Genomic DNA, 24389 nt, shown 5'->3' with positions numbered 1-24389 from the left:
GATCAGCCCTCCTCGGGTTCGGTCAGCAGGGGGTAGACGCCGTTCTCGTCGTGGTCCTCCCGTCCGGTGACGGGCGGGTTGAAGACGCAGACGCAGCGGAAGTCGGTCTTGGGGCGCAGGGTGTGGCGCTCATGGCCGTTCAGCAGGTACATCGTGCCGGGCTCGATCCAGTGGGTCTCGCCGCTCTCGTGGTCGGTGAGCTCGGCCTCGCCCTCCACGCACAGCACCGCCTCGATGTGGTTGGCGTACCACATCGACGTCTCGGTGCCCGCGTACAGGACCGTCTCGTGGAGGGAGAAGCCGACCTTCTCCTGGGCGAGGACGATCCGCTTGCTCTCCCAGGTGCCGGAGGCGGCGCGGACGTGGCGTTCGGTGTTCTCGATGTCCTTCAACGAGCGGACGATCACAGGGGGTTGCTCTCTTTCCTCGTACGTACGGCGGTCGAGCGGGTCAGACGGCCGTCTCGCGGACGGCGCGGGCCAGGGTGCGCAGCCCCTCGTCGAGCTCGTCCTCGGTGATGGTCAGCGGCGGCAGCAGCTTGACGACCTCGCTCTGCGGGCCCGACGTCTCGACCAGCAGGCCGAGGTCGAAGGCGCGCCGCGCGACCTTGCCCGCCCGCGCCTTGTCGTGGAACTCCAGGCCCCAGACCAGGCCGTGGCCGCGGTACTCCTTGACGTCGACGAGGTTCTCCTCGGTGATGGAGATCAGCGCCTGCTCGACCTGCTCGCCGCGGGCCCGGGTCTGCTTCTCCAGCGCGCCGCCGTCCGACCAGTACGCCTCAAGGGCCGCGGTCGCGGTGACGAAGGCCGGGTTGTTGCCGCGGAAGGTGCCGTTGTGCTCGCCCGGCTCCCACACGTCCAGCTCCGGCTTGAACAGGCAGAGCGACATGGGCAGTCCGTAGCCGCTGATCGACTTGGACAGGGTGACGATGTCCGGGGTGATGCCCGCCTCCTCGAACGAGAAGAACGCGCCGGTGCGTCCGCACCCCATCTGGATGTCGTCGACGATCAGCAGCATGTCCTGGCGCCGGCACAGGTCGGCGAGGGCGCGCAGCCACTCGGGCCGCGCCACGTTGATGCCGCCCTCGCCCTGCACGGTCTCGACGATCACGGCGGCGGGCTTGTTGAGCCCGGAGCCCTGGTCCTCAAGGAGCCGCTCGAACCACAGGAAGTCGGGCACCTGCCCGTCCAGGTAGTTGTCGAACGGCATCGGCGTGCCGTGCACCAGCGGGATGCCGGCCCCGGCCCGCTTGAAGGCGTTGCCGGTGACGGCGAGCGAGCCCAGCGACATGCCGTGGAAGGCGTTGGTGAAGGAGACGATCGACTCGCGGCCCTTCACCTTCCGGGCCAGCTTCAGCGCCGCCTCGACCGCGTTGGTGCCGGTCGGGCCGGGGAACATCACCTTGTACGGCAGGTCGCGCGGGCGCAGGATCACGTTCTGGAACGTCTCCAGGAACGCGCGTTTGGACGTGGTGGCCATGTCGAGGCCGTGGGTGATGCCGTCGCGTTCGAGGTAGTCGAGCAGCGCGCGTTTGAGCACCGGGTTGTTGTGTCCGTAGTTGAGTGAGCCGGCCCCCGCGAAGAAGTCGAGGTACTCATGGCCGTCCTCGTCGGTCAGCCGGGCGCCCTGGGCGCGGTCGAAGACGGCGGGCCAGCCGCGGCAGTAGCTGCGGACCTCCGACTCCACGGTCTCGAAGACGCTCAGCGCGGGCGGGGTGATGGTCACAGTCGTACTCCCAGGTCGATCCGGTACAAGACTTCCGCCTTGTGCCCCTCGTCGGGGAACAGATGGCTGTCGAAGAGCACTTCGCGGTGGGGGGCGGTGCCGCGCCGCTCGGCGAAGGAGGTGAACAGCCGGTCGGAGGCGGTGTTGTCGGGGGTCACGGTCGTCTCGACGGAGCCGACGCCGTGCGAGTCGGTGACCTTCGCGGTCAGCGCTTCGAGGAGGGTGCCGGCCAGGCCGCGCCCCCGGTGCTCACGGTCGACGGCGACCTGCCAGACGACGAGCGTCCCGGGGCGGTCCGGCCGGACGTAGCCGGTGACGAAGGCGATCGGCTCACCGGTGGCGTCGCGCGCCACCAGGGAGGTCGCGGCGAAGTCACGGCACCAGAGGAGATAGCTGTACGAGGAGTTGAGGTCCAGGACTTGCGAGTCGCGGGCGATACGCCAGATCGCGGCGCCGTCCTCGACGCGTGGGGTGTCGATATGGACAACGGTCTGTGCGGCGGTCATGCGGAGGGAATTTACCCAGCGGAAATCGAAATCGCATTCCCGCCGGGGGGTGTGCGCGGCGCTGTTCTGTGTTATCACGCAGGTGTACGCGCGAGGCGATTTATCCGGTAATTACCGGACAAAACGGCGCCGATGTGGAGTCGATCACACCTGCTCAGGGCCCGAGAAACCTTCTTGGATTCGCGTGTTTGAGATCAACTGGCTGGGGCAGAAGAAAACGGGAAGCTGCTCCGGATAAAGCAGCTTCCCGTTTAGTGGAATTTACCGGCTATTTGTTCGCGGTAAAGGTGTCATCGGGTTGGTTTCACCAGGCTTGGGAAACAGCCTTGAGGGCGGCTTCCGTATCGACCGTCACGCCCCGCGCACCCAGCGCCGCCCCCAGCGCCACGAGCGAGCCCCGGACCGTTTCCTCCGTGGCGTCGGCCCCGTAGTGGTTGACCCGGACCATCTCCTTCGCCAGCGCCCCGCCGCCCGCGATAAGCGGCAGCGAGGGGTCGGCCGCGAGCGCCCGCGCGACCAGCTCGGAGGCGTCGACGCCCTGGGGGACGCGCAGCGTCGTGGCCACCGGGGCCGCGTCCCGCGCGTCGTGCACATACGGCCGCAGACCGCCGCCGAGCGCCGAGGCGCCGGCCCGGGTCGCGGCGGCGGCGCGGGCGTGCCGGGCCATCACCACGTCCAGGCCCTGCGTCTCGATCCGCTCCACACACGCCTCCAGCGCCAGCATCTCCAGCTGGGCCGGGGCGTGCAGCAGCGCCTTACGGCCGCCGTCGATCCAGCGCTGCTTCCAGTCCAGGAGCGAGAGGTAGGAGCGGCGCGGGGCCTTCGGGTTCGCGGCCATACGCGCCCAGGCCCGCTCGCTGACCGACACCGCCGAGACGCCCGCCGGGCCGCCCATCGCCTTCTGTGCGCCGATCACGCACAGGTCCACCCCCCACGCGTCCGGCAGCAGCGGCTCGGCGGCCACCGAAGCCACCGCGTCCAGCATGAACAGCGCGCCGTGCCGGCGCACCACCTCGCCGATCTCCGCCACCGGGTTGGTGTTCCCCGTCGCCGCCTCCGCGTGCACCAGGGAGACGAAGTCGATCTCCGGGTGCTCGGTGAGGGCCCGGTCGATCTGCTCGGCGGAGACGGCCGTGTGGAAGGGGACCCCCAGATCGACCACGCGGGCACCGCAGTCCCGCAGCCAGTCGCCGAAGGTCTGGCCGTACGGGCCGGTCACCACGTTCAGCGCGGTGGAGCCCGGGTGCGCGGCGCCCCGGATGCAGCCCTCCAGCGGCAGCAGCGCCTCGCCCTGGGTGATCACCACGTCCTGCTCGGTGGCGAGGAGCGCCGCCACCCGCCGCTCGATGGCCGCGAAACGGGCGGCGGTCAGCGGGGGCAGATCGAGGAACGGGTGCGTCACAGCGGTGCCTTCTTCACATCAGGGGGTGCTCGGGTGCCCGGGTGGGTGTACCCGGTCGAGGGTACCCAGCGCCTCGTACAGTGCTGACCATGAGCGATCACGTGGTGCTGCATGTGAAGGGGCGGGTGCTCGTCGGCCCGGAGGAGGTGCGGGACGAACTGTGGGCGGTGGACGGCCGGATCACCTACGAGCGTCCGCCGGGCGCGGTGGACGCCGTCACGGTCACCGGCTGGGCGCTGCCCGGTCTGGTCGACGCGCACTGCCACGTCGGGCTCGACCGGCACGGCCCGGTCGACGACGAGACCAGCGAGAAGCAGGCGCTGACGGACCGGGAGGCGGGCACCCTGCTGCTGCGCGACGCCGGCTCGCCCTCCGACACCCGCTGGATCGACGACCGCGAGGACCTGCCGAAGATCATCAGGGCGGGCCGCCACATCGCGCGCACCCGCCGCTACATCCGCAACTACGCCCATGAGATCGAGCCCGGCGACCTCGTCGCGTACGTGGCCCGCGAGGCGCGGCGCGGTGACGGCTGGGTGAAGCTGGTCGGCGACTGGATCGACCGCGAGGTGGGCGACCTCGCGCCGTGCTGGCCGCGCGGGGAGGTGGCGGCGGCGATCGCCGAGGCGCACCGGCTGGGCGCCCGGGTGACGGCCCACTGCTTCGCGGAGGACTCCCTGCGCGACCTGGTCGAGTCGGGCATCGACTGCGTCGAGCACGCGACGGGGCTCACCGAGGACACCATTCCGCTCTTCGCCGAGCGGGGCGTCGCCATCGTCCCGACCCTGGTCAACATCGCCACGTTCCCGCACCTCGCGGACGGCGGGGAGGCCAAGTTCCCCCGGTGGTCGGCCCATATGCGCCGGCTGCACGCCCGCCGCTACGACACCGTCCGCTCGGCCTTCGACGCCGGTATCCCCGTCTTCGTCGGCACCGACGCGGGCGGCTCGATGGCGCACGGCCTGGTCGCGGCGGAGGTCGCGGAGCTGGTGAAGGCCGGCATCCCGCCGGTCGAGGCCCTTTCCGCCACGGCCTGGGGCGCCCGTGCCTGGCTGGGCCGCCCGGTCCTGGAGGAGGGCGCTCCGGCGGACCTCGTGGTGTACGAGGGGGACCCGCGGGCGGATGTCCGGGTGCTCGCGGCGCCGAGCCGGATCGTGCTGAACGGGCGGATCGTGGGATGACGGGAGCCGGTGCCGGGAGTTGACGCGGAGGGTGACGGTCCGGACGGCGGCTCGTTATGGCTTCTTCGGCCACATTGGCGCGTACGCCGGTACGGGCCACCGGCGTACGCCGCGAGGGGGACGGGCCCGCCCCGGTGCGGGAACGGATGCGCGAGGGAAGTCGAACGGATGGCTGGTCCGACCCCCCTTGGGGTGAACTGACGTCACGTAGCCGCCGTTTCACTCTCCGTGCGTAAAGATTCCGGTGTCTCCAGTCACCGGCGCGCCCCTGACTCACGTGAGTCCCACGAGTCCCCGTGGGAGGGCGCGCGCCGGTGACGGCTCATGTCTCCCGTGGGGGTTCCACCACCGTGAACACGATCAACTTCCGCCTGCCCGTACACACCTCGGCCGCACTGGCCCTGACGCTCGGCTCCCTGGCCCTCGCGACGCCCGTCCCGGCGTACGCGACGGGCGGGGGTCCGGGGCCGGGCACCGGTACGGGCGCGGTCGCGGCCACGGGCGGCGGCCAGGGCCGGGCGAGCGCGGTGGTGCTGCGCACCGGCCTGGACGTGTCGCTCCTGAACAAGACGGTCGACATCCCTCTGAAGGCCACGCTCAACGAGGTCCGGGCACCGGCCGGTTCGGGCACCGCGGGGAAGACGGCGCTGGAGGTGAAGCTCGACGGCGTGGAGAAGGGCCGGCCGGTGAACGTCCTGAAGGCGGACGTGGCGACCGCGACGGCGACGGTGGGGGCGGGCCGGGCTGAGGGCACCGCCCGTCTGCTCCACGCCCGGCTGCACGTCCCCGGTCTGCCGCTGCTGTCCCTGGTGGAGGTCCAGGACGTGACCTCCAGGGCGGTCTGCGCGGCGGGCGCGCGTCCGGAGGCGTCGTCCAACCTGCTGGGCGGTGTGACGGTCCTGGGCAGGAAGCTGACCCTGACCACGGGCGGGACGACGCGGGTGGCGGTGCCGGGAGTGGGCGAGGTGACCTTGGACCTGTCGTCGACGCGCACGACGTCGCGGACGGCGGCGGCGACGGCGCTGCGGCTGCGGGTGTCGGTGAACCCGCTGAAGCTGAACGTGGCGGAGGTGGAGGGCGAGGTGACGCTCGGGGAGGCGACCTGCGAGTCCCCGACCCCGGCGCCGGCCCCCGCCCCGGTCGCCCGTACGTCGAGTACGGAAGTGCGGACGCAGACGGCGGCGGAAACCGAGCTGGCGGAAACGGGCGGGAGTTCGTCGACGGGCTATGTGGTGGGCGGGGCGGTCGTGCTGGTGGCGCTGGGCGGGGCGGGGGTGGTGCGGGCGCGTAGGGGGTAACGGGTTTTGCCCCCGCCCCGCCCCTTCCCGAAACCCTCCGGGGGACGCTGTGCGTCTGCGGGCTGGTGGGGGCTTGTCGCGCAGTTCCCCGCGCCCCTACTACCCAGGGGCGCGGGGAACTGCGCGGCAACCACCCCTCCTGGCCCCTGCGTCCTACCCGGGCAACTCGGGAAGGGGCGGGAGAGAAGCTGGGCCCCCGCCCGCCGATGCCAGCGTCAGTGCCTGGTCCAGTGCCTGGAGGAAGCGGTTCGTCGTCGCACGGTCGCGGACCGCCAGCCGCAGCCACTCCGGGCCGAGGCCCGGAAACGTGTCGCCGCGCCGCGCCAGAAAACCCAGCCCCCGCAGCCGCGCCCGCACCTCCACCGCCGCGTCCATCCGGACCAGTACGAACGGCCCCTCGGCCGCCTCCACGACCCGTACCTCCTCGAACTCCCCCAGCCCCGCCACCAGATGCGCCCGGTCGGCGGCGAGGCGCTGGGCCGCCTCCTCGGCCTCCGCCAGCGCCCGTGGCGAGACACACGCCTCCGCCGCCACCAGGGCGGGCGTGGAGACGGGCCACAGCGGCTGGGCCCGGGACAGCGCGGCCACCAGCGACGGTTCGGCCAGGACGTAGCCGATCCGCAGGCCCGCCAGGCCCCATGTCTTGGTGAGGCTGCGCAGGACCACCAGGCCCGGCACGTCCGTACGCCCCGCCAGCGCCTCCCGCTCGCCCGGGACCGCGTCCATGAACGCCTCGTCCACCACCAGCGTCCGGCCGGGCCGGGCCAGCGCGGCGACGAGGCCGCCGGGGTGCAGCACCGACGTGGGGTTGGTGGGGTTGCCCAGAACGACGAGGTCCGCCTCCTCGGGGACGGCCGCCGGGTCGAGCCGGAAGCCGTCCCGCGGACGCAGCAGGACCCGCCCGACCTCGTGCCCGGCGTCCCGCAGCGCCGCCTCGGGCTCGGTGAACTGCGGATGCACCACCACCGGGTGGCGGACCGGGAGCGCCCGCGCGAGCAGCACGAACGCCTCCGCCGCCCCCGCGGTGAGCAGCACCCGCTCCACCGGCAGCCCGTGCCGCTCCGCGACCGCCGCCCGCGCCGCCCGCCCGTCGGGGTAGGCGGCGAGCCCGGTCAGGGACGCGGCGATCCGCTCCCGCAGCCACTCCGGGGGAGTGTCCGCCCGTACGTTGACCGCGAGGTCGGTCAGACCCGCGCCGGCGTCACGGACCTCCGCGTCCCCGTGGTGGCGCAGATCGTGCTCAGTGATGTGCGTGCGCATGGCTGCCATGGTGGTGATGATGCTGGCCGTCGTCGTCCGGGTGGAAGTGGGGCTGCTGGGGCATTCCCACCTTGTCCTCGAATCCGGGCAGCGCGATCCGGTAGACGCAGGAGTCGCAGTTCATCCGCAGGTCCCCCTTCACCGCCTCCTCGTACCGCTCCATGACCAGCGCGTGCAGCTCCTCGGCCGCGCCGATGACGTCGGCGGAACGCACGTCGAGCGCGGGGTGCGCCGCCGCCCACTCCTCGGTCTGCTGCCGCACCCGGTCCGGCAGGATGCCGGTGAAGAGGAAGTACGGCAGGACGACGATCTTCCGCGCGCCCAGCTTCTCGCAGCGGTCGAGACCGGTCGGCACGTCCGGTGCGGCGAGCGAGACGAAGGCCGTCTCCACACCCGCGTAACCGCGCCCCTCCCAGAACAGCCGGGCCGCCTTGTGCACCTCGGAGTTGGCGTCGGGGTCGGTGGAGCCCCGGCCGACGAGGAGGACCGTCACCTCGGAGCGGTCGAGGCCGTCGATGACCTCGTCGACCCGGCGCTCCAGGACCGCGAGCAGCGAGGGGTGCGGCCCGAGCGGGCGACCGTAGGTGTAGGAGATGCCGGGGTGGCGCTCCTTCTCGCGGGTGAGCGCGGCCGGGATGTCGCCCTTGGCGTGCCCGGCCGACACCAGCATCAGGGGCACCGCCGCGAACCGCTTCACACCCTGCTCGACGAGCGCGGTCACGGCCTCGCCCAGCGGCGGCGGCGACAGCTCGATGAAGCCGCCCTCGACGGGCAGTTCGGGGTTGCGGCGGCCGAGCTCCTCGACGAACGCGCGGAACGCCTCGGCCCCGGCGTCGTCCCGGGTGCCGTGCCCGGCGATGAGCAGGGCGGGCTTGGTCTGGGGGGTGGTCACTGCTTCTCCTTGGCGAGGGGGTGGTACAGAAGGGCGTTGAGCGCGGCGGAGGCCACCGCCGAGCCGCCCTTCTCGGAAACGTTGCTGACTGCGGGCAGGCCGCTCTCCCGCAGTGCCTGCTTGGACTCGACGGCTCCGACGAAGCCGACCGGAAGCCCGATCACCAGCGCGGGCGCGGCATCGAGGGTGAGGAGCTCCTCCAGAGCGGTGGGCGCGTTGCCGATCACCCAGAGCGCGCCGGGGCCCACCTCCTCGTACGCGAGCCGGATGGCGTGGGCCGAACGCGTCAGGCCGGGGCCGGACTCGGCGTCCCTGAGCCGGCAGACCGTCTCGCGCCGGGTGATCCCGGCCGCGACCATCTCCACATCGGTGACGACCGGCGCCCCGGCGTGCAGCGCCGCATGGGCCTTCACCAGCGCGTCCTCGTCCATGACTAGGTCCGTGGCGTAGCCGGGGTCGGCGGCGGAGTGGACGACCCGCTCCACCACGGCCCTCGTCAGCGGCGCGAGGTGGGAGGTGTCGAGGCGGGCGCGCATCCGCCGGTACGACTCCACCTCGATGGGGTGGACCGTACGCTCCCATGGCCGGTTCACCGGGCCTCCCCGGGGGCGGAGGTCTGCCACCGGTAGCCGCGCGGCGTCACCATACGGCCGGCGATCTCCCGGGTGGCCGTGTTGCCCACGGTCACCACGGTCATCATGTCCACGGTCGCCGGGTCCAGCGTGCCGAGCGTGGTCAGCCGGCTGCGCTCGTCGGGGCGCGAGGCGTTGCGCACCACGCCGACCGGGGTGTGCGGGGCGCGGTGCTCGGCGAGGATGCCGAGCGCCTTGGGCAGCTGCCAGTCGCGGCCCCGGCTGCGCGGGTTGTAGAAGGTGACCACGAGGTCCGCCTCGGCCGCCGCCCGGACGCGGCGCTCGATGACCTCCCACGGCGTGTGCAGGTCCGAGAGCGAGATGGAGACGTGGTCGTGGCCGAGCGGGGCGCCCAGGATCGCGGCGGCGGCCAGCGCGGCCGTCACGCCCGGCACGCCCACCACGTCGATGTCGTCGGCCGCCTCGGCGAGCGCGGGCGACGCCATCGCGTACACCCCCGCGTCGCCCGAGCCGATCAGCGCGACCGCGTGCCCGGCGCGCGCCTGGGCGACGGCGGTACGGGCCCGCTCCTCCTCGGCGCCGAGCCCCGACTCCAGGACCGTGGTGCCGGGCCGCAGCAGATCGCGGATCTGGTCCACGTACTGGTCGAGCCCGACGAGCACCGAGGCCCGCCGCAGCTCGTCCCTGGCGCGCGGGGTGAGCAGGTCCCGGGCGCCGGGCCCGAGCCCGACGACCGCGAGCCGTCCGCGCGGAGCGCGCCGGACCACCGCGCAGGTGGCCATCGCGGCCCGCCCCCCGGGGCTCGACTTCCGCTTGGGCACCAGCAGTTCGCCCCCGCCCGCGAGCGCGGCGGCCTCCGCGACGCTCGGCGTCCCGACGGCCTCCAGCGGCGCGTCCGAGGGGTTCGGCACCTCGATCCCGGCGAGCTCCTCGGCGCTGTACGTGGTGAGGGGCACCCCGAGCCGGGAGGCGGCCTCCACGATGCCCGGCTCCCCGGACTTCGCGTCCACGGTGGCCAGCGCCGCCACGCTCAGCGCGCTGAGCCCGGCGTCCGCGAGGGTGTCCTCGATCAGGCCGAGCACCTCCTCCACGGGGGCGCCCTTGGACGCGCCGACGCCGACGACCAGGGACTTCGGCCGCAGTACGGCCTCGTCCCGGCCCGGTTCCAGCAGCCGGTCGGTGAGGTGGAGCGCGGCGGGGCCCTCGGCGTCGGGGCGCACGTTCGGCGGGAGGGCCGGCAGCGGCCACACCCCGTCCGCCCGCAGCGCCACCGGCGAGCCGTCCAGCACCGCGCGCGAGACCGCGGCCACCGCGCCCTCGACGGGCAGGCCGAGGGTGTCCAGGCCCGGTACGCCCACCGCGTCCGTCGCCGTGGTCACCACCGGCGTACAGCCGAGGACTTCGGCGACCTCGTCGGCCAGCGCGTTGGCGCCGCCCCCGTGGCCCCCGAGCAGGGAGACCGCGAAACGCCCGGCCTCGTCCACGCAGACCACACCCGGGTCGGACGCCTTGTCCGCCAGGAGCGGGGCGAGCAGCCGGACCGTGGCACCGGTGGCGAGGAAGCACACCAGCGCCTCGCACTCGGCGAAGGCCTGCCCGACGGCCTCCCGCACGGGTCCTTCGTACACCCGGACCCGGCCGGGCCAGGCCGCGGCCAACCGGTCGCGGGCGGTGGCGCCCGCCGCGGTGGCGGAGATCAGGCCGATCACTGAACAGCTCCTTCGACAACCGATACAGCAGAGGGTGCGGGGCGGTCGCCCCACAGCAGGAAGACGGGGTTGGCGGCGGCGAGCCGGGTCACATCGCCGGGCAGCGGCGCGAGCCGCGAGGCCTGGAGCAGCACCCCGTCGGTCTCCAGACCGGCCCCGGCCAGCGCCGCCCGCACCGCCGGAACACGGTCGAGGGCGGCCAGCGCCACCACCACCGTGCGCCGGGCCCGGCGGGCGCAGGCGGTCACGATCGCGGGCAGCTCGCCGCCGCCCCCGCCGATGAACACCGCGTCCGGATCGGCGAGGTCCGACAGGACCGTGGGCGCCGCGCCGTGCACCACCCGCACGTCCACGTGGTGCGCCGCCGCGTTGGCCCGGACGTGCTCGCAGCCCTCGGCGGTCTTCTCGACCGCGACCGCCGCCGCGCCGAACCGGGCGCACTCCACGGCCACCGAGCCCGAGCCGGCCCCTATGTCCCAGACCAGATCACCGAGGCGCGGGCCGATCCGGGCCAGCGCGAGGGCCCGGACCTCGGCCTTGGTGATCATCGAGTCGCGGTGGGCGAACGCGCTCTCCTCCAGCGCCCAGCGGTCGGGCGTGGCACGGCCGCCCGCGACCGTGCGCAGCGGCGAGAGCACCTGCTCCTCGTCCAGGCAGAGGATCACACTGACCGCGTCCCACTCCCGGGCCGCGGCCTCCGCCGGGGTCACCCGCACCAGCCGCTCCCGGCGCGGGTCGCCCAGGGCCGACGCGACCACGAGGACACGCTCGGGCGCCCGGCGGGCGAGCTCCGCGCCGAGCTCGGCGGGTCCGGCTCCGGGCCCGGTGAGCACCGCGGTCTTGGGGTGCGCCCGGCACACGTTGGCGGCCGTCCGCAGGTCCCGGCCGTGCGCGCTGACCACCAGCGCGTCGTCCCAGGGCAGCCCCAGCCGGGCGAAGGCGACCGCCACCGACGCGGTCCCCGGCCGTACGTCCAGCTCACGCGGCCCGAACCGCTCGGCGAGCGCCCGGACGATCCCGAAGAACCCGGGGTCGCCGGAGGCCAGCACCACGACCCGGCCGCCCCGCTCGCGGTGCTCGGCGATGGCGTCGAGGGCGGGCGCCAGCGGACCGAGCACCACCTGCTTGGCGCCCGGCGGGACCTCGGCCGCCGCGAGATGGCGGGCCGCGCCGGTGACCAGCGTGGCCTCGGCGAGCGTCGCCAGGGCGTCCGGGGCCAGCGGCGCGCCCGTCCCCGTACCGATGACGGTGATCATGACGGGGAGCGCTCGGTCTTCTCGGCCTTCTCCGCCTTCAGCGCGCGCCGGGCCGCCGGATCGGCCCGGCGGAAGCCGTGGAAGTGGCCCGGGTGGTAGAGGTGCGAGCGGGTGCCGGAGGCCGACAGGGCGGGGCCCACCAGGAAGAGCGTGTGTTTCCAGAGCTTGTGCTCCTTGACGGTCTCCTCCAGCGTGCCGATCGTGCAGCGCAGCACCAGCTCCTCGGGCCAGGTCGCCTGGTACGCCACGACGACCGGGGTCGAGGTCGGGTAGCCGCCCTCCAGCAGCTCCTCCACCAGCTGCCCGGAGCGGGCCGCGGACAGGAAGACGGCCATGGTCGTGCCGTGCCGGGCGAACTCGCGCACCTCCTCGCCGGGCGGCATCGGCGTCTTGCCGCCGCCCAGGCGGGTGAGGATCACGGACTGGGCCACCTCGGGGACGGTCAGCTCGCGCTGCGCGATGGCCGCGACCGCCGAGAACGAGGAGACGCCCGGGATGATCTCGACCTCCAGGCCCAGGCCCGCCACCCGGTCGAGCTGCTCCTGGGTGCCGCCCCACAGCGCCGGGTCGCCGGAGTGGATGCGGGCGACCTTCAGGCCCTCGCGGGCGGCCCGCTCGTAGACGCCGACGACGTCCTCCAGGGACATCGCCGCCGAGTCCAGGATCTCGGCGCCTTCACGCGCGTGGTCCAGGACCTCGGCCTGCACCAGGCTCGCGGCCCAGATGACCACATCGGCCTCGGCGATCGCCCGGGCGGCACGGAACGTCAGCAGGTCCGCGGCGCCGGGGCCGGCGCCGACGACGGTCAGCCTGCCGGTGGGGGCATCGGCCATGGGAGGGGTCCTCTCGTACGTCACACAGTCGGTAAAGCGAAATGCGCGGGGGTGGGTCAGTCGGTTAGCAAGGGCGCATGGTGGTGATCGTGGCGCTCGGCGCCTTCCTGATGACACTGGTCGGCGGCTGGACGGCCCAGCGCGTCACCGACCGGCGCCATCTGGTGCTGGGACTGGCGGGCGGCCTGATGCTCGGGGTGGTCGGGCTCGACCTGCTGCCGGAGGCGCTGGACGCGGCCGGCGACGACGTCTTCGGCGTACCGGCCGCGCTGCTGCTGTTCGTGGGCGGCTTCCTCCTCGCCCACCTGGTGGAACGCCTGCTGGCGGTGCGCCGGGCGGCCCACGGGGCGGACGAGAGGGCGCCGCAGGTGGGCCTGACGGCCGCCGCGGCGATGGTCGGGCACAGCCTGATGGACGGCATCGCGATCGGCGCCGCGTTCCAGGTCGGGAGCGGGATGGGGGCGGCCGTGGCGGTCGCGGTGATCACCCATGACTTCGCCGACGGCTTCAACACGTACACGATCACCAGCCTGTACGGGAACGAGAAGCGCAAGGCCGTGGCCATGCTGGTCGCGGACGCGCTGGCTCCGATGGCCGGCGCCGCGTCCACCCTGCTGTTCACCCTTCCGGCCGAGCTGCTCGGCGGCTATCTGGGCTTCTTCAGCGGGGTGCTGCTGTACCTGGCCGCCGCCGAGATCCTGCCCGAGGCCCACCACGACCACCCGGCCCGCTCGACCCTGCTGTGCACGGTCGCGGGCGTGGCCTTCATCTGGCTGGTGGTGGGCATCGCGGGGTGAGCCCGCCGGGCGCCGGGCCGGGGGCAGGGGCGGCGGCGGGGTCACAGCTTGCCGCCGCGTCCGCCCTCGCGCCGCGCGGGCGCGATGAGCGTCGAGAGGTAGGGCAGTGCGCGGCCGTCCAGCTCGGCGGCCGGGCTGATGAGCTCCTCGTCCAGGCCCAGCGCCGAGCCCCACACCGCGTCGTCGATCCGCCCGGTCGCCCGCAGCGCCGCCGCCACCTCTCCGGCCTGGCGGCCGAACTTGTACGCCACGACCGTGCCGGGCCCCTCCAGCGCGTCCTTGAGCACGGTCGCCCCGGCGGTGACGGGGACCAGGGTGAGCGGCTCCGTGCCTTCGGTGAGCACGGCGCCCGAACGCGCGGCGAGGTCCTGCATCGCGGTGATCCCCGGCACGGTGTCGATCTCCGTGCCCGGCACCAGCTCGGTGATGGTCTGGGCGAGGTAGGTGAAGGTCGAGTACACGTTGGGGTCGCCGATGGTCGCGAAGGCGACGCGCTCGTGCGCGCGCAGCAGCGCGGCGACGGTCTCGCCCGCCGCGTCCCAGGCCGCCTGGCGCCGGGCGTGGTCGGTGCGCTCGTTGAGCGCGAAGACGACCCGGACGACCTTGGCGCCGTCCACGTAGTGGAGCACGGTCGCCTCGGCGCGACCGCGCTCCCCGGTGTCCATCACGGGCACGACGACCGCGTCGGCGGCCTGGAGCGCCTTGACGCCCTTGACGGTCACCAACTCCGGGTCGCCGGGCCCCACTCCGACTCCGACCAGCTTGCTCATTGCGGGCACCTCTCGACGAACCGACGGGCGATGGTGGGCCGGGCGGCCCAGTGCGTGTGCAGATAGCTCGCGTGCACGCCCTGCTGTACGAACCCTTCGACCCGGCGCTCCGGGTGCACCAGACCCCACGCGGGCGCGGGTCCGGCCCCCGGGTCGAGGACGGTCCGGTGGAACTCGTGGCCGCGCAGCCGGGTGCCGGCCTCGGCCAGGCAACTGTCGCCCACGGCCACGGCTTCGCGGTACCCGAGTGTCAGCCGTTCCGTCATCCGCGCGTCGGCGTCCAGGACGCCGCACATCGGCTGTCCGTCGAGCGAACGCGCCAGATAGAGCAGCCCGGCGCACTCGGCCGCGACGGGCGCCCCCGACCGCGCCAGCTCGCCGACGGCCTTGCGCAGTGGCTCGTTGGCACTGAGCCCGGCGGCGTAGACCTCGGGGAAGCCGCCGCCGATGACGAGCCCGGCGGCGCCCTCGGGAAGCGCCTCGTCCCTGAGCGGATCGAACACCACGACGTCCGCCCCGGCGGCGGCGAGCAGTTCGGCGTGCTCGGCGTACGAGAAGGTGAAGGCGGGGCCGCCGGCGAGGGCGACGACGGGGCGCGGCCCTGAGCCCGGTGTTCGTCTGCGGGCAGTCTGTGGCTGGTCGCGCAGTTCCCCGCGCCCCTCAAGGGCACCTTCCCCCGCCCCCGGAGGGTTCAGGGAAGGGGCGGGGTGGGGGAGCAGCGCCGCCGCCGCGTCCCACGGCCCGCAGCCCAGGTCCGGCGCCGAGCGGGCCAGCGCCACCAGCGCGGCCAGATCGCAGCCCCGCCGCACCTGCTCCGCCATCGCCGCCACCGCGGCCACCGCGTCGGCGCGCCGCTCGGCCACCGGCACCAGGCCCAGGTGGCGCGAGGGGGTCGACAGCGGAGCCGCGCGGCGCAGGGCCCCGAGCACGGGGACGCCGGACTCGTCCAGCGCCTCCCGCAGCAGCGCCTCGTGCCGGTCGGAGGCCACCTTGTTGAGGATCACCCCGCCGATCCGCACCCCGGGATCCCAGGACGCGAAGCCGTGCACCAGCGCCGCCACCGACCGCGACTGCGAAGACGCGTCGACGACCAGGACCACCGGCGCCCGCAGCAGCTTCGCCACCTGGGCGGTGGAGGCCAGCTCACCGAGCCCGGCCGCCCCGTCGTACAGCCCCATCACGCCCTCGACCACCGCGATGTCGCACCCCCGCGCCCCGTGCGCGAACAGCGGAGCCACCAGCGGCTCCCCGCACAGGTACGCGTCGAGGTTGCGCCCCGGGCGCCCCGTGGCCAGGGCGTGGTAGCCGGGGTCGATGTAGTCGGGGCCGACCTTGTGCGGGGACACGGTCAGCCCGGTCGCGGCGAGCGCGGCCATCAGGCCCGTCGCGACCGTGGTCTTCCCGCTGCCCGACGAGGGGGCCGCGATGACGAGACGTGCTACCACTCGATGCCCCGCTGCCCCTTCTGGCCGGCGTCCATCGGATGCTTGACCTTGGACATGTCGGTCACCAGGTCCGCGAAGTCCACCAGCTCCCGCGGGGCGTTGCGCCCCGTGATCACCACGTGCTGGGTGCCGGGACGGTCCCGCAGCACCGCGACGACCTCGGCCGTGTCGATCCAGCCCCAGTGCATCGGGTAGGCGAACTCGTCGAGCACGTACAGCTGGTACGTCTCGGCCGCCAGGTCCCGCTTGACCTGCTCCCAGCCCTCGCGGGCCTTCTCCTCGTTGGTCGAGTTGTCGAGGTCGCGCTGGACCCAGGACCAGCCCTCGCCCATCTTGTGCCAGGCGACGCTGCCGCCCTCGCCGGAGGCGCCGAGCACCTTCAGCGCGTTCTCCTCGCCGACCTTCCACTTCGCCGACTTGACGAACTGGAACACCCCGATCGGCCAGCCCTGGTTCCAGGCCCGCAGCGCGAGCCCGAAAGCGGCCGTCGACTTGCCCTTGCCGATGCCCGTGTGGACCACGACCAGCGGCCGGTTACGCCGCTGGCGGGTCGTCAGGCCGTCCTCCGGCACCACACTCGGCTGTCCCTGCGGCATCAGGCGGCCCTCCTGTTCGTCCCCTGTACGTCCTTGACCAGACCCGCGATCGAGTCGGCCCGCAGCTCGTCGAGCGTCACCGCCGGGCCGCCCAGCTCGCGCGCCAGCTCCGCCGCGAGCCCCAGGCGCACCGCGCCCGCCTCGCAGTCCACGACCACCGACGCGACTTTCTCCGCCGCCAGCAGCCGGGCCGAACGGCCCGCCAGCGCCACCGGGTCGACACCGCCGGTGGCCCGCCCGTCCGTCACCACCACGAGCAGCGGCCGGCGCGACGGATCGCGCATCCGCTCCACGCGCAGCACGTCGTGCGCCTTCAGCAGTCCGGCCGCGAGCGGGGTGCGCCCGCCCGTCGGCAGCGTCTCCAGCCGGGCCGCCGCCGCTTCCACCGACGACGTCGGCGGCAGGGCCACCTCCGCGTCCTTGCCCCGGAAGGTGATCAGTCCGACCTTGTCCCGCCGCTGGTACGCGTCGAGCAGCAGCGACAGGACCGCGCCCTTGACCGCGCCCATCCGCTGCCGGGCCGCCATCGACCCCGAGGCGTCGACGACGAAGAGCACCAGATTGCCCTCGCGGCCCTCCCGGGTCGCCTGGCGCAGATCGTCGCGCCGGACGACCAGGCCGCGCCCCGAACGCCCGCGCGCCCGCTGGTGCGGCGCGGCTGCCTGGACCGTCGCCGCCAGGTGCAGCTTGGTCAGCGCGCCCTGGGGGCGGCGGGCGCCGGTGGTGCGCCCGTGCGCCGTGCGGGCCCGCGAACGGCGTCCGGCCGCGCCCTCGCCGAGGCCCGGCACGCTCAGCGTCTTCGTACGGAACGGCTCACCCGCCCGGACGGCCTGCTGCTCGCCCGCGCCCGACGGCTGCGGCTCGCCGCCCTCGCCCGCCTCGGGGCGCGCCGGGGTGTCGCCCGCGCCCGCCTCCGGCGTGGGGCCGCCGTCCCGCGGGGGCTGTCCGCCTCCGCCGCCCGGCCCGTCCGGGTCCGGGTCGTCGTCCTCGCCCGTGTCCCCGAACTCCTGGAGCGTGTCGTCGAGCTTGTCCTCGTCCAGGCCCGGGGCGTCGAACGGATTGCGCCGGCGGCGGTGCGGCAGCGCCAGCAGCGCCGCCTGCCGGACGTCCTCGGCGAGTACCTCCTCACGCCCCGCCCAGGCGGCCAGCGCCGTCGCGGTGCGCGCCATCACGATGTCGGCCCGCATCCCGTCGACCTCGAAGGCCGCGCAGGTGGCCGCGATCTGGCGCAGCGCGCCGTCGCCGAGCCGGACCCGGGGCAGCAGCGCCCGCGCGGCGACGATCCTCGCCCGTACCGCGCTCTCCTCGTCGGCCCAGCGCGCCGCGAACGCGGCCGGCTCGTCGTCGTACGCCAGGCGCCTGCGGACCACCTCGACCCGCTGGTCCGGCTCCCGGGACGCCGAGACCTCCACGGTCAGCCCGAACCGGTCCAGGAGCTGCGGCCTGAGCTCGCCCTCCTCCGGGTTCATGGTCCCCACCAGCAGGAAGCGCGCGGCGTGCCGCACGGAGACACCCTCGCGCTCCACGTACGAGGCGCCCATCGCGGCGGCGTCGAGCAGCAGGTCGACCAGGTGGTCGTGGAGGAGGTTGACCTCGTCCACGTAGAGGATGCCGCGGTGCGCGTGGGCGAGCAGTCCGGGCTCGAAGGCCTTCACGCCCTCGGCGAGCGCCCGCTCGATGTCGAGCGCGCCCACGAGACGGTCCTCGGAGGCGCCGACCGGCAGCTCCACCATCCGGGCGGGCCGGGCGGCCCCGGTCCCCGCCTCGTGCGGCCCGTCGGGGCACGCCGGGTCGGGCGCGGCCGGGTCGCAGGAGAACCGGCAGCCCGTGACCACCTCGACCTCGGGCAGCAGCGCGGAGAGCGCCCGTACGGCCGTCGACTTCGCGGTGCCCTTCTCACCCCGGACGAGGACACCGCCGACGGCGGGACTCACCGCGTTCAGCAGGAGGGCCAGGCGCAGATCGTCCTGACCGACGATCGCGGTGAACGGATAAGGCGTGCTCATGCGTCGTCACCCTCCAGGTCGCCCTCAAGCTGCAGATAGGTCGCGCGGAGCTGCTCCAGCGTCTCCGCGTCCGGTTCGGCCCACAGGCCGCGGTCGGCGGCCTCCAGCAGCCGTTCCGTGATGCCGCGCAGCGCCCAGGGGTTGGACTTCTTCATGAAGTCCCGGTTCGTCTCGTCGAACACGTACTCGGCGCTGAGCTTCTCGTACATCCAGTCGTCGACCACGCCCGCCGTCGCGTCGTACCCGAACAGGTAGTCCACGGTCGCGGCCATCTCGAAGGCGCCCTTGTAGCCGTGGCGCCGCATCGCCGCCATCCAGCGCGGGTTGACCACGCGCGCGCGGAAGACGCGGTGGGTCTCCTCGCCCAGGGTGCGGGTCTTGATCTGGTCGGGAGTGGCCGAGTCGCCCACGTACGCCTCGGGCGACTCGCCCGTCAGATGGCGGACCATGGCGACCATGCCGCCGTGGTACTGGAAGTAGTCGTCGGCGTCGACCAGGTCGTGCTCGCGGGTGTCGACGTTCTTCGCGGCCACCGCGATCCGGCGGAACGCCGTCTCCATGTCGCCGCGCGCCGCGCGCCCGTCGAGACCGCGTCCGTACGCGTAGCCGCCCCACACCGCGTACACCTCGGCGAGGTCGGCGTCGCTGCGCCAGTTGCGCGCGTCGATCAGGGGGAGCAGACCCGCCCCGTACGCCCCCGGCTTGGAGCCGAAGATACGGGCCGTGGCGCGGCGCCGGTCGCCGTGCTCGGCGGTGTCCTCGTCGGCGTGCGCCCGGACGTAGTTGGACTCGGCCGGCTCGTCCAGCTCCGCCACCGTCCGCACCGCGTCGTCGAGCAGCCCGACCACGTGCGGGAAGGCGTCCCGGAAGAAGCCGGAGATGCGGACCGTCACATCGATACGGGGACGGCCCAGCTCCGCGACCGGGACCACCTCGAAGCCGGTGACGCGGCGGGACGCCTCGTCCCACACCGGACGGCAGCCCAGCAGCGCCAGGATCTCGGCGATGTCGTCGCCCTGGGTGCGCATCGCGGAGGTGCCCCACACGGTGAGGCCCACCGACTTCGGGTACGCCCCGGTGTCCGCCAGATAGCGCGCCACCAGCGAGTCGGCGAGCGCCTGGCCGACCTCCCAGGACAGCCGCGAGGGGATGGCCTTGGGGTCCACCGAGTAGAAGTTGCGGCCGGTCGGCAGGACGTTGACCAGACCCCGGGTGGGGGAGCCGGACGGGCCCGCCGGGACGTAGCCGCCGTCGAGCGCCCGCAGGATGTGGGTGATCTCGTCGGTCGTGCGCGCCAGGCGCGGCACCACCTCGCGGCAGGCGAACTCCAGCACCGCCACCGCGTCCGGCAGCTCGGCGCCCAGCACCTCGGCCACCAGCGGGCCGCACGCCGGCACCGACCAGCCGCGCTCCTCCATGCCCTCCGCCAGACGGCGGCACAGGTGCTCCAGCAGGTCGATCGTGTCGGCCGCGGTACGCGCGGGGCCCTCGACCAGGTCGGTGAGCTCCACCGGGACCTTCACCGGCGCGCCCGGCTCGGCCAGCAGCTCCTTCTCCACCAGGCCGAAGTGCTCGGCAAGGGAGGCGCGCAGACCGGGCAGCGCGTTGGCCTGACCGCCCCACACCTGGGAGGCGCGCAGCACCGCGAGCACCAGGTTGACCCGGGGCTCGGCCTCGGGGCCGCCGCCCAGGATGTGCAGGCCGTCGCGGATCTGGACGTCCTTGATCTCGCAGAGGTAGCCGTCGATGTGCATGACGAACTCGTCGAAGTCGCCGTCGTCCGGCTGCTCGTCGACGTGCAGGTCGTGGTGGAGCTCGGCGGCCTTGACCAGCGTCCAGATCTGGGCCCGCACCGCCGGGGCCTTCGTCGGGTCGAGGTCGCTCACCAGCGCGTACTCGTCGAGGAGCTGCTCCAGTTTGGCCAGGTCGCCGTAGGTGTCGGCGCGGGCCATCGGCGGGACGAGGTGGTCCACGACCGTGGCGTGGCCGCGCCGCTTGGCCTGGGTGCCCTCGCCCGGGTCGTTGACGATGAACGGGTAGACCAGCGGAAGGTCGCCCAGGACCGCGTCCGGGCCGCAGCCCGAGGAGAGCCCGAGGCCCTTGCCGGGCAGCCACTCCATGGTGCCGTGCTTGCCCATGTGGACGATCGCGTCGGCGCCGAAACTGTTCTCCAGCCAGCGGTAGGCGGCCATGTAGTGGTGCGAGGGGGGCATGTCCGGGTCGTGGTAGATCGCGATCGGGTTCTCGCCGAAGCCGCGCGGCGGCTGGATCATCACCACGACGTTGCCGAACTGCAGGGAGGCGAGCACGATCTCGTCGCCGTCCACGTACAACTGGCCCGGGGGCTCGCCCCAGTGCTCCAGCATGCCGTCGCGCAGCTCCGGCTCCAGCTTCTCGAACCAGGCGCGGTAGTCCGCGAGCGGCACGCGCGCGGGGGCCGCCGCGAGCTGCTCCTCGGTGAGCCACTCCACGTCGTGGCCGCCCGCGTTGATCAGCCGGTGGATCAGCTCGTCACCGTTGTCCGGGTGGCCCTCCACCCGGTAACCGGCGTCCCGCAGCGCGTCCAGGACGCGGACGGCGGAGGCGGGGGTGTCCAGACCCACCGCGTTGCCGACGCGCGAGTGCTTGGTGGGGTAGGCGGTGAAGACCAGCGCCAGCTTCTTCTCCGCGTTCGGCTTGTGCTTCAGACGGGCGTGGCGCACCGCGATCCCGGCCACGCGCGAGGCCCGCTCGGGGTCGGCGACGTAGACCGGCACCTCGTCGGGGCCCTGCTCCTTGAAGGAGAACGGGACGGTGATCAGCCGGCCGTCGAACTCGGGGATGGCGACCTGCATCGCCGCGTCCATGGGGGAGAGCGCCGCGTCCGAGGCCTCCCAGGCGGCCTTGGAGGAGGTGAGGCAGAGCCCCTGGAGCACCGGCACGTTCAGGTCGGCCAGGGCGCCGATGTCCCACGCCTCCTCGTCGCCGCCCGCGCTCGCCTGCGAGGCGGTGGTGCCGCCCGCCGCCAGGACGGTGGCGATCAGCGCGTCCGCCCGGCCCAGCGTCTCGTAGAGCGCCGGGTCCGCGCCGCGCAGCGAACCCACGTACACCGCGAGGGCGTTGGCGCCCTGGGCCTCGATGCGGTCGCACAGCACGTCGACGAAGGCGGTGTTCCCGGAGAGCTGGTGGGCGCGGTAGAAGAGCACGCCGACCGTGGGGCGGCCCTCCACGTACGCGCGCGTGCCGTGCACGCCCCACTCGGGCATCTTCTGCGGCTCCGCGAAGCCGACGCCCGTGAGCAGCACGGTGTCGGAGAGGAACCGCGACAGCTCCACGAGGTTGCCGGGACCGCCCTCGACCAGATAGCGCAGGGCCTCGGCGACCACGCCGGCCGGGGCCGAGGACTCGGCCATCAGCTCCGCGTCCGGCACGGACTCGCCGCCCAGCAGCACCGTGGGGATGCCGGACGCCTTCAGCGCGGCGAGCCCGTCCTCCCAGGCGCGCTTGCCGCCCAGCAGGCGCACGACGGCCACCGACGCGCCCTTGATCAGCGCGGGCAGCTCCTCCGCCACGTCGATACGGGTGGGGTTGCCGATCCGGAAGGGCGCCCCGGAGGCCCGGGCCGCCAGTAGATCCGTGTCGGCGGTCGACAACAACAGCACAGTGCTCATGCGGGTGCTCCAGGTGCGATGAAGGGAAGTCCTGCGGGCGCGCCCTGCTCGATCAGCCGCAGGAGCGCGTCCGTGTCCGCGTGTTCTTCGATGAGGTCGCCGAGGCGGTCCAGCTGCTCTTCGCGCAGCACCCCGAACGACGTGTCGGGGGCGGGCACGAAACGCCGGCCGGCGGCGCTCGCGACCCGCTCCAGGAACCGTCGTCTGAATCCGTCGCTCTCCAGTGCCCCGTGCCAGTGCGTCCCCCAGACCGCACCGACCCGGCATCCGTCCAGGCCGTTTCCGTCGTCATCGCAGATGAACCGGTCCCCGCCCAGCACTTCGGCGACGCCGTGGTGGATCTCGTATCCCTCCACGCGCTCGCCCAGCGCCTCGCCGGCCGGCCGGGCGAGGGTCTTCTCGGCCGCGAACCGCACCCGCACGGGCAGCAGTCCGAGACCCGTCACGGAACCCGCCCGTGACTCGACCTCGTCCTCGATGTGTTCGCCGAGCAGCTGGTAGCCGCCGCAGATCCCCAGCACCGGGCGCCCCTCGGCCGCCCTGCGCGCCAGCTCCCGCGCCAGCCCCCGTTCCCTCAGCCACTCCAACGCCCGGACCGTGCCCCGGGTTCCCGGCACCACGACCAGATCGGCGTCGGCCAGCTCCTCGGGCCGGTCCACGAACCGTACGATCACGCCCGGTTCGGCGGCGAGCGCGTCCACGTCCGTGAAGTTGGACATCAGCGGCACCGCGCACACCGCGACCCGCAGCACGTCCTCGCCGACCGGCGGTGCCACCACGGACTCGCGCACGGCGCCGCGCAGCGACACCCGCAGGCCGTCCTCCTCGTCGATGCCGAGCCCGTGCGCGAACGGCAGGATCCCGTACGTATGCCGCCCGGTGAGCCCGCGCAGCATGTCGATGCCGGGCTGAAGGAGCGAGACGTCGCCGCGGAACTTGTTGACGATGTACCCGGCGACCAGCGCCTGGTCCTCGGGGCTCAGCAGCGCCGTCGTACCGAAGAACGAGGCGAACACCCCGCCCCGGTCGATGTCGCCGACCACCACCACCGGCAGCCTCGCGGCGCGCGCGATGCCCATGTTGACGATGTCGGTGCGCCGCAGATTGATCTCGGCCGGGCTGCCCGCCCCCTCGCAGATCACGGCGTCATATGTGCCCCGCAGCCGCTCCAGGCAGTCCACGACCGTGCCCAGAAGCGCCTCCTGGCGTCCGCCGTGGTAGCCGCGGGCGCTCAGCTCGCCCACCGGTCTGCCCATCAGCACGACCTGGCTCGAACGGTCGCTCCCCGGCTTGAGCAGCACGGGGTTCATCAGCGCGGACGGCTCCACGCGCGCCGCCTGCGCCTGCATCGCCTGCGCGCGCCCGATCTCCGCGCCCTCGCGCGTCACGAAGGAGTTGAGGGACATGTTCTGTCCCTTGAAGGGCGCGACCTTCACACCCCGGCGCACCAGCCACCGGCAGATCCCGGCGGTGACGACGCTCTTGCCCGCGTCCGACGTGGTGCCCGCGACCAGCAGTCCACCGCTCATGTCCGTACCTTCCTCACCGCGATCGCCACACCCAGCGCCAGCCAGCCCACCCGGCGCGACAGCCGCACCGCCCGCTCGATGTCCGCCACTTCCACCGCGCGGCCGTCCCCGTTCAGCACCGGCCGGTGCTCGACACGGCCGCCGTACGAGAGGGTGCCGCCGAGCCGTACGCCGAGCGCCCCCGCGAACGACGCCTCCACGGGACCGGCGTTGGGGCTCGGGTGCTTGGCCGCGTCCCGCCGCCACGCGCGCGTGGCGGCGCGCGGCGCGCCGCCCGCCGCGACCGCGAGCGCGGCGGTCAGCCGGGCGCCCGGCCAGCCCGCCACGTCGTCCAGGCGCGCCGAGGCCCACCCGTACCGCAGATGGCGCGGCGAGCGGTGGCCGACCATCGCGTCCAGGGTGTTGACCGCGCGGAACGCCACCAGACCCGGCACGCCCGCGAGCGCCCCCCACACCAGCGCGCCCACCACGGCGTCCGAGGTGTTCTCGGCGACGGACTCGACGACCGCGCGCGCGATGCCGGGCGCGTCCAGGGACTGAGGGTCGCGCCCGCACAGGTGCGGCAGCCGCGCGCGGGCCGCCTCGACGTCGCCCGACTGGAGGGCCGCGCCGATCGCCCGGGCCTCCCGGCCCAGCGAAGTGCCGCCCACCACGGCCCAGGTGGCGGCGGCGGTCAGCGCGATGGATGCGGCGGGCCGGCGGCGTACGGCACGGGTGGCGAGCAGCGCGGCGCCCGCGGCGCCTCCGGCGCACACAGCGGTGTGCAGCGCGCCCCAGCCACGGTGGTCGCGCCACAGCGCGCGCTCGACGGCCGCCGCGGCACGGCCGAACGCGGCGACCGGATGTCCGCGGCGGGGGTCGCCGAGGAGGAGGTCGCCGAGGAGACCGGCGGTGGCGCCGTACGCGAAGGTGCGATCGGCACGCATGGGATCAGCCCGCCG

The 24389-nt window shown here is 74.0% G+C and carries 20 protein-coding genes; 3 read left to right on the top strand and 17 right to left on the bottom strand.

Annotated features, from left to right (window positions below):
- Positions 1-2: 2 nt before the first annotated feature.
- The 4 genes from ACZ5ID_RS13635 to ACZ5ID_RS13620 form a co-directional block, all read right to left on the bottom strand.
- Positions 3-407, bottom strand: coding sequence for an ectoine synthase (locus ACZ5ID_RS13635; RefSeq protein ID WP_468897051.1), 405 nt, complete (start codon positions 405-407; stop codon positions 3-5).
- A 43-nt stretch (positions 408-450) separates the two neighbouring features.
- A complete protein-coding gene (ectB, locus tag ACZ5ID_RS13630; RefSeq protein ID WP_468897049.1) occupies positions 451-1725 on the bottom strand; it encodes a diaminobutyrate--2-oxoglutarate transaminase in 1275 nt (424 codons plus the stop codon).
- Complete coding sequence (ectA, locus tag ACZ5ID_RS13625; protein ID WP_406554982.1) at positions 1722-2231, bottom strand: diaminobutyrate acetyltransferase; 510 nt, start codon at positions 2229-2231, stop codon at positions 1722-1724. Before ectA ends, ectB begins: the two co-directional genes overlap by 4 nt.
- 304 nt (positions 2232-2535) lie before the next feature.
- Complete coding sequence (locus tag ACZ5ID_RS13620) at positions 2536-3633, bottom strand: pyridoxal-phosphate-dependent aminotransferase family protein (protein ID WP_468897046.1); 1098 nt, start codon at positions 3631-3633, stop codon at positions 2536-2538.
- A gap of 89 nt (positions 3634-3722) precedes the next feature.
- On the opposite strand from ACZ5ID_RS13620, the gene ACZ5ID_RS13615 reads away from it, so the two are divergent.
- Both ACZ5ID_RS13615 and ACZ5ID_RS13610 read left to right on the top strand, forming a co-directional pair.
- Positions 3723-4814: an amidohydrolase family protein gene (locus tag ACZ5ID_RS13615; protein ID WP_468897044.1), complete on the top strand. Its 1092-nt coding sequence runs from the start codon at positions 3723-3725 to the stop codon at positions 4812-4814.
- A gap of 350 nt (positions 4815-5164) precedes the next feature.
- Complete coding sequence (locus ACZ5ID_RS13610) at positions 5165-6112, top strand: SCO1860 family LAETG-anchored protein (RefSeq protein WP_468897042.1); 948 nt, start codon at positions 5165-5167, stop codon at positions 6110-6112.
- Between the two features lie 153 nt (positions 6113-6265).
- Here ACZ5ID_RS13610 and cobC read toward each other — a convergent pair whose 3' ends face one another.
- From cobC to cobM, 6 genes are read right to left on the bottom strand one after another with little or no spacing between them, the layout of a single operon-like run.
- On the bottom strand, positions 6266-7381 hold the full coding sequence (gene cobC, locus ACZ5ID_RS13605) for an Rv2231c family pyridoxal phosphate-dependent protein CobC (RefSeq protein WP_468897040.1): 1116 nt from the start codon (positions 7379-7381) through the stop codon (positions 6266-6268).
- On the bottom strand, positions 7353-8264 hold the full coding sequence (locus tag ACZ5ID_RS13600; RefSeq protein WP_468897038.1) for a sirohydrochlorin chelatase: 912 nt from the start codon (positions 8262-8264) through the stop codon (positions 7353-7355). Before ACZ5ID_RS13600 ends, cobC begins: the two co-directional genes overlap by 29 nt.
- Positions 8261-8857, bottom strand: coding sequence for a precorrin-8X methylmutase (locus ACZ5ID_RS13595; protein ID WP_468897036.1), 597 nt, complete (start codon positions 8855-8857; stop codon positions 8261-8263). Before ACZ5ID_RS13595 ends, ACZ5ID_RS13600 begins: the two co-directional genes overlap by 4 nt.
- The gene (cobJ, locus tag ACZ5ID_RS13590; protein ID WP_468897034.1) at positions 8854-10566 is read right to left on the bottom strand and encodes a precorrin-3B C(17)-methyltransferase; all 1713 of its coding nucleotides are present in this window, start codon (positions 10564-10566) and stop codon (positions 8854-8856) included. Before cobJ ends, ACZ5ID_RS13595 begins: the two co-directional genes overlap by 4 nt.
- Positions 10563-11822 (bottom strand): precorrin-6y C5,15-methyltransferase (decarboxylating) subunit CbiE, encoded by a 1260-nt coding sequence (gene cbiE, locus ACZ5ID_RS13585; RefSeq protein ID WP_468897032.1) that lies wholly within the window; start codon positions 11820-11822, stop codon positions 10563-10565. Before cbiE ends, cobJ begins: the two co-directional genes overlap by 4 nt.
- Positions 11819-12655, bottom strand: a complete 837-nt coding sequence (gene cobM, locus ACZ5ID_RS13580) for a precorrin-4 C(11)-methyltransferase (protein WP_468897030.1) — start codon at positions 12653-12655, stop codon at positions 11819-11821. The genes cbiE and cobM overlap by 4 nt, the downstream gene beginning before the upstream one ends.
- Before the next feature lie 77 nt (positions 12656-12732).
- Here cobM and ACZ5ID_RS13575 point away from each other — a divergent pair, with 77 nt between their 5' ends.
- Positions 12733-13452: a ZIP family metal transporter gene (locus ACZ5ID_RS13575; protein ID WP_406555371.1), complete on the top strand. Its 720-nt coding sequence runs from the start codon at positions 12733-12735 to the stop codon at positions 13450-13452.
- Positions 13453-13493: 41 nt separating this feature from the next.
- Here the strand turns inward: ACZ5ID_RS13575 and cobI are convergent, their stop codons facing one another.
- The 7 genes from cobI to ACZ5ID_RS13540 are packed head-to-tail and all read right to left on the bottom strand — an operon-like array spanning position 13494 to position 24374.
- A complete protein-coding gene (gene cobI, locus ACZ5ID_RS13570; protein WP_468897028.1) occupies positions 13494-14222 on the bottom strand; it encodes a precorrin-2 C(20)-methyltransferase in 729 nt (242 codons plus the stop codon).
- The gene (locus tag ACZ5ID_RS13565; RefSeq protein ID WP_468897026.1) at positions 14219-15667 is read right to left on the bottom strand and encodes a cobyrinate a,c-diamide synthase; all 1449 of its coding nucleotides are present in this window, start codon (positions 15665-15667) and stop codon (positions 14219-14221) included. Before ACZ5ID_RS13565 ends, cobI begins: the two co-directional genes overlap by 4 nt.
- Entirely contained in the window at positions 15661-16263 is a 603-nt protein-coding gene (gene cobO, locus ACZ5ID_RS13560) for a cob(I)yrinic acid a,c-diamide adenosyltransferase (RefSeq protein ID WP_468897024.1), read from the bottom strand. The genes ACZ5ID_RS13565 and cobO overlap by 7 nt, the downstream gene beginning before the upstream one ends.
- The gene (locus tag ACZ5ID_RS13555; protein WP_468897022.1) at positions 16263-18269 is read right to left on the bottom strand and encodes a putative cobaltochelatase; all 2007 of its coding nucleotides are present in this window, start codon (positions 18267-18269) and stop codon (positions 16263-16265) included. Before ACZ5ID_RS13555 ends, cobO begins: the two co-directional genes overlap by 1 nt.
- Positions 18266-21919, bottom strand: coding sequence for a cobaltochelatase subunit CobN (cobN, locus tag ACZ5ID_RS13550; RefSeq protein WP_468897020.1), 3654 nt, complete (start codon positions 21917-21919; stop codon positions 18266-18268). The genes ACZ5ID_RS13555 and cobN overlap by 4 nt, the downstream gene beginning before the upstream one ends.
- Positions 21916-23448, bottom strand: a complete 1533-nt coding sequence (locus tag ACZ5ID_RS13545) for a cobyric acid synthase (protein WP_468897018.1) — start codon at positions 23446-23448, stop codon at positions 21916-21918. Before ACZ5ID_RS13545 ends, cobN begins: the two co-directional genes overlap by 4 nt.
- The gene (locus ACZ5ID_RS13540) at positions 23445-24374 is read right to left on the bottom strand and encodes a cobalamin biosynthesis protein (protein ID WP_468897016.1); all 930 of its coding nucleotides are present in this window, start codon (positions 24372-24374) and stop codon (positions 23445-23447) included. Before ACZ5ID_RS13540 ends, ACZ5ID_RS13545 begins: the two co-directional genes overlap by 4 nt.
- Between the last annotated feature and the right edge of the window lie 15 nt (positions 24375-24389).

This window comes from Streptomyces sp. NPDC031670 (assembly GCF_055580545.1).
The sequence above is the reverse complement of the archived record's forward strand: the minus strand, read 5'-3'. Positions and strand labels throughout refer to the sequence as shown.